We start from the raw sequence: 4,070 nt of genomic DNA on the forward strand, positions 1-4,070 counted from the left end.
TAGACGAAGATGCACAAAGAGGGCTGATTTATATGGGTTTTTATTCTTTGAAAGGTATACAAAGAGATTGACAGGAAGGGAAGGAAAACCGATAATAATCACATGGTCAGCGGGGTGCTGGCCTCCGGGTTCGCCGCCGGTTATCGAGGCGAGTTAGGAGATTCCCACGATGGCAAAGCGCGACCTCTATCAAGAAATCACTTCAGAATTTTTGGCAGCCCTGAAAGAAGGTGTTAAGCCCTGGGTTTGTCCATGGACATCAAACGGATCTTTTGCCATGCCGGTAAACGGTACGACTGGCAAGCCGTACAACGGTATGAACGTTCTTCTGTTAGCCATGCGCGCACGCGCTGAAGGCTACCGATCAAACCAGTGGATGACCTTCCAGCAGGGCAAGCAGCAAGGCGCTTTTGTCCGTAAAGGTGAGAAGGGCACAACCTGTATTTTCTTTAAGCCGATGGAGAAAGAGAACAGCGACACCGGCGAGAAAGAATCCTATGCCGTGATGAAGGCTTTCACGGTATTCAATCGCGAACAGTTTGAAGGCTTTGAAACACCTGAGGTTGAGCCGACCTGGGCTCCCATCGAAGATGCAGAAGCGATCTGTGAGGCGTTTCCGATCGAGACTCGCCATGGTGGCGATCAGGCCTGCTATATCCCAAGCCTCGACATCATCAGAATGCCAACCCGTGAACAGTTCGCTAAGGGCGAGGATTATTATTGCACACGCCTGCATGAAATGGTTCACGCGACTGGTCACAAAAGCCGCCTGAATCGGGAATTGGTCGGTAAGTTTGGCTCTGACGCGTACGCCTTTGAGGAGCTGGTCGCCGAGTTGGGTAGCTGGATGATGTGCAGCCGGATTGGTCTACAGGGTGATTTGCAGCACAAGAGCTATCTGGCGCACTGGATCCGAATCCTGGACTTTGACAAGAAAGCCCTTTTTAAAGCGGCCACGTTGGCGCAGAAGGCACACGATTTGTGTTTTGAGTACCTGGCAGCCCATGAAAGCGAAAGGGAGGACCAAGCCGCCTGAGAGGGCAAACAATGAAGGGCCGCGAGGCCCTTTTTTTGTGTCTGGATTTTGAGCTGGGCGTGGCCACCTGGACGGCGGCCACGCCGATCAAAGCGTTTCCGTCGATTGCTCAGTGTTAGAGGATCCGAACGCGTTGTTCGATTCTTTCTCCACCGTCTTCTTTAACCTGGTTAATTCCTTCTCACCTTTGTCGACAGCTTCCTCAATGGCGTCTCTGATCAAAACAGAAAGATCAAACGATAGTTCGTCGTCAATTTCCTGGATCTGATCGCGTAGCTTATCGGCTCGGAGTTTAAGCGAGCGTGGCACCTTGGCTGAGACGGTTACCGTATCCTCGCGTGACTTAATAAATACTGACTGCTTTGCCATTTCGAACTCTCCTGGTCTACCTGTGGTTTACCGTTGGTTTACTGATAAAGATCCCGGTGCCTAAAACACCAGGATGGAGCAGGGGATTGGACCTCAGCGACGCGGTCGCCTTGGTTTCGTCACACCCTACGCAGCTGACGCTTCTTTACTCTATCCCTTGTGGCACAAGGGATAGAGCGCATACGCCCTGTGGGCGATGCGGTATGCGCCTCCGAGTACGGGCCCTGATTTCAGTAGTGCTGGCGCGCATACGCTCTTTATACTAGTATATGATTAAATATAAAGCTATAAGGAGCCATAGCCGTGAGAGCTGTTTCAATTCGGGTGTCGGAAGAAACGATCGCATTCGTTAAACAGGAAACGAAAAAACGAGGGATCGCCACTGAGGCGGAAATGTGGCGCATCTTGATTGAGCGGGGTGTCGCTGCCAGCGAGGGTACCCAGGCGCAGATCGACGCGCTTATAAAGATTGGGGTCCAATCCCTGTGTCTTACACAGAGGTTCGCGGGTGCTCAAAACGAAAGCTTGATTGCTGAGGCGCGAGAGGATGCTCGCTCAATGCTTGATCGGATGGGGATGATCTAGATGAGTATTTTCAGGGGCTCCAACATCGGTAACTTCACGCGCGGTGGTCAGACAACCATCCATTACTTGCGCATGATCTGGCAGGTTGTCGTCCAATTCTCCAGGCTCTGTTTGATCTTATTTGTACTGGCGATTGCGACGACCTATTGGGTCAAAACGACGCCCCTTGAGCGCTCATTGGCAGTCGGTTACATCGAAGCCTATGTGAAATATGAAGGGCTGAAGATTGACGATGCGACCGTATCTGTTACCTACCCCGACGGTCGTAGCCGGACTATTCCGGCGGTGGGTTTCCTGCGGAACCAGGAAATTCATCGAGTGCTAGATCGAAGCACACATGCTCTGGCCTTTGGCGTGGTGTTTGGGTTTCTGGCATTGGCGGTTTTTGGTTTTGTGGCCTGGCGATTCCTCAATAGCACTGGTGAGGACTTTGCCAACGAGGAATTTGTTCGTGGCGGGAAGCTAGTCGATTCAAAGGAGCTGACAAAAGCGATAAAGCGCACGACGAAAACAGGCGGAATGACCGTCGCGAATATACCGATCCCCAAGGATTCAGAGCCGGCTCACTTTTTGATTGTGGGTGCGCCAGGGACAGGCAAATCTGTCACCTATAAAGAAATGGCGGAGGTTATTCGGAAACGGGGTGAGCGTGCGATTTTCTATGACCCATCCGGCGAAATGGTCGAGAACTTCTATCGCGAAGGGCATGACGTGATCTTGAGTCCGTTTGACGCCAGGGGGCGTGCTTGGGACATCTGGACCGAGTGTAAAGAGGATTATGAGTTTGATCAGCTGGCAACCTCGTTCATTCCTGATCAGAAGTCTAACGATCCTTTCTGGGCTACCGCCGCGCGGATTGTTTTTGCAGCTATGGCTCGAAAGCTGGGAAGCCATCCCCAGCGATCAAATAAGTTGCTAGTGGACAAAATCCTGAATGCCGATATGGAGGAAATTATCGGCTTTTTGAAAGGCACAGAAGGCGCGTCAATTCTGTCTGAAGGTGCTGAGAAAATGGCGTCATCCGTTCGAGCGGTTATGGCCACTTACATCAGACCGCTGAAGTACCTCCAGGATAATGGGCCGACGTTTTCTATCAAGGAATGGGTGCGCAACGACGATGGTGATCAGTGGGTCTTTATCACTCGAAAAGACGACCAAAAGGACGTTGTTAAGCCGCTAATAACCGCGTGGTTGGATACTGCATCATCTGCGATTTTGAGTATGGAACCATGCAGGGACCGGAGGATCTGGTTGCTGATCGATGAGCTGCCAAGCTTGAACAGGCTTCCCACGATTACGGACACACTGGCGCAGTCCAGGAAGTTCGGTGGATGCGGGGTATTGGGAGTCCAGAGCTACCCCCAATTGGTGTCGATCTATGGTCGCGACGAAGCCGACACACTGGCCGGCATGTGTTCGACCTGGGCTGTATTTCGGTTCAACGAAGAGCGATCGGCCAAGTGGGCCAGTCTTGGTTTAGGAAGCATCGAACAATTGGAGACTAATGAAGGCATTTCTTACGGCGTAAATGACATTCGTGATGGTGTTTCGTTGAATCGTCAGCGTCATGTTCGTCCCATTGTTCTGCCCACGGAGATCCAGTTTTTGCCAGATCTGGTGGGCTATTTAAAGCTTGGGCGTTCGTTCCCGATTGCACAGTTCAAACTTAAGCGAAAGCCGCTGAAGAAAATTGCCGAGGGCTTCATCCACCGCGATTTGAAGGGTGATCTGCTTGAAGCGGTCGAAGCCGCTCCGGAGGCGAAGGATGGGAATTTAGAGGCGACTGCACCTGTTGAGTCGAAGAAAAATGATTACGTCGACGGAGCGCTGTTCTGATGTTGTCGATTAAGGCGCTCGGGAGCGCGAAACAGGCTGGTTCCTATTACAAGGATGCGGATTACTACGGCAAAAATGAAAACGGCGAGAAAGAGGTAATTCCCAGCGAATGGGTAGGTAAGAGTTATTGTCAAATCTGGTGTATGACCATCAGGCAGCGCTCCTGTCAGATTGATCCTCCACCGGTATTCCATCCTGAAACTGCACGTTGTCCACGACCAGCTTCAGTTGGTTGAACCCCTTG

4 protein-coding genes are annotated in these 4,070 nt (G+C 51.6%); 3 read left to right on the forward strand and 1 reads right to left on the reverse strand.

Translation table 11 applies throughout. From position 1 onward, the window contains the following. Positions 1 to 169: 169 nt before the first annotated feature. Positions 170 to 1,036: an ArdC family protein gene (locus MDHKLMBL_RS20505; RefSeq protein WP_099619974.1), complete on the forward strand. Its 867-nt coding sequence runs from the start codon at positions 170 to 172 to the stop codon at positions 1,034 to 1,036. Positions 1,037 to 1,123: 87 nt separating this feature from the next. On the opposite strand, the gene MDHKLMBL_RS20510 is transcribed toward MDHKLMBL_RS20505, so the two are convergent. After that, entirely contained in the window at positions 1,124 to 1,405 is a 282-nt protein-coding gene (locus MDHKLMBL_RS20510) for a hypothetical protein (protein ID WP_099619975.1), read from the reverse strand. 303 nt (positions 1,406 to 1,708) lie between these two features. Here MDHKLMBL_RS20510 and MDHKLMBL_RS20515 point away from each other — a divergent pair, with 303 nt between their 5' ends. Both MDHKLMBL_RS20515 and traD read left to right on the forward strand, forming a co-directional pair. After that, entirely contained in the window at positions 1,709 to 1,990 is a 282-nt protein-coding gene (locus tag MDHKLMBL_RS20515; protein ID WP_091643682.1) for a hypothetical protein, read from the forward strand. Then, positions 1,991 to 3,826: a type IV conjugative transfer system coupling protein TraD gene (traD, locus tag MDHKLMBL_RS20520; protein ID WP_104272554.1), complete on the forward strand. Its 1,836-nt coding sequence runs from the start codon at positions 1,991 to 1,993 to the stop codon at positions 3,824 to 3,826. Positions 3,827 to 4,070 lie beyond the last annotated feature (244 nt).

The sequence above is a fragment of the Marinobacter flavimaris genome (assembly GCF_002933295.1).
GTDB classification, from domain to species: domain Bacteria; phylum Pseudomonadota; class Gammaproteobacteria; order Pseudomonadales; family Oleiphilaceae; genus Marinobacter; species Marinobacter flavimaris.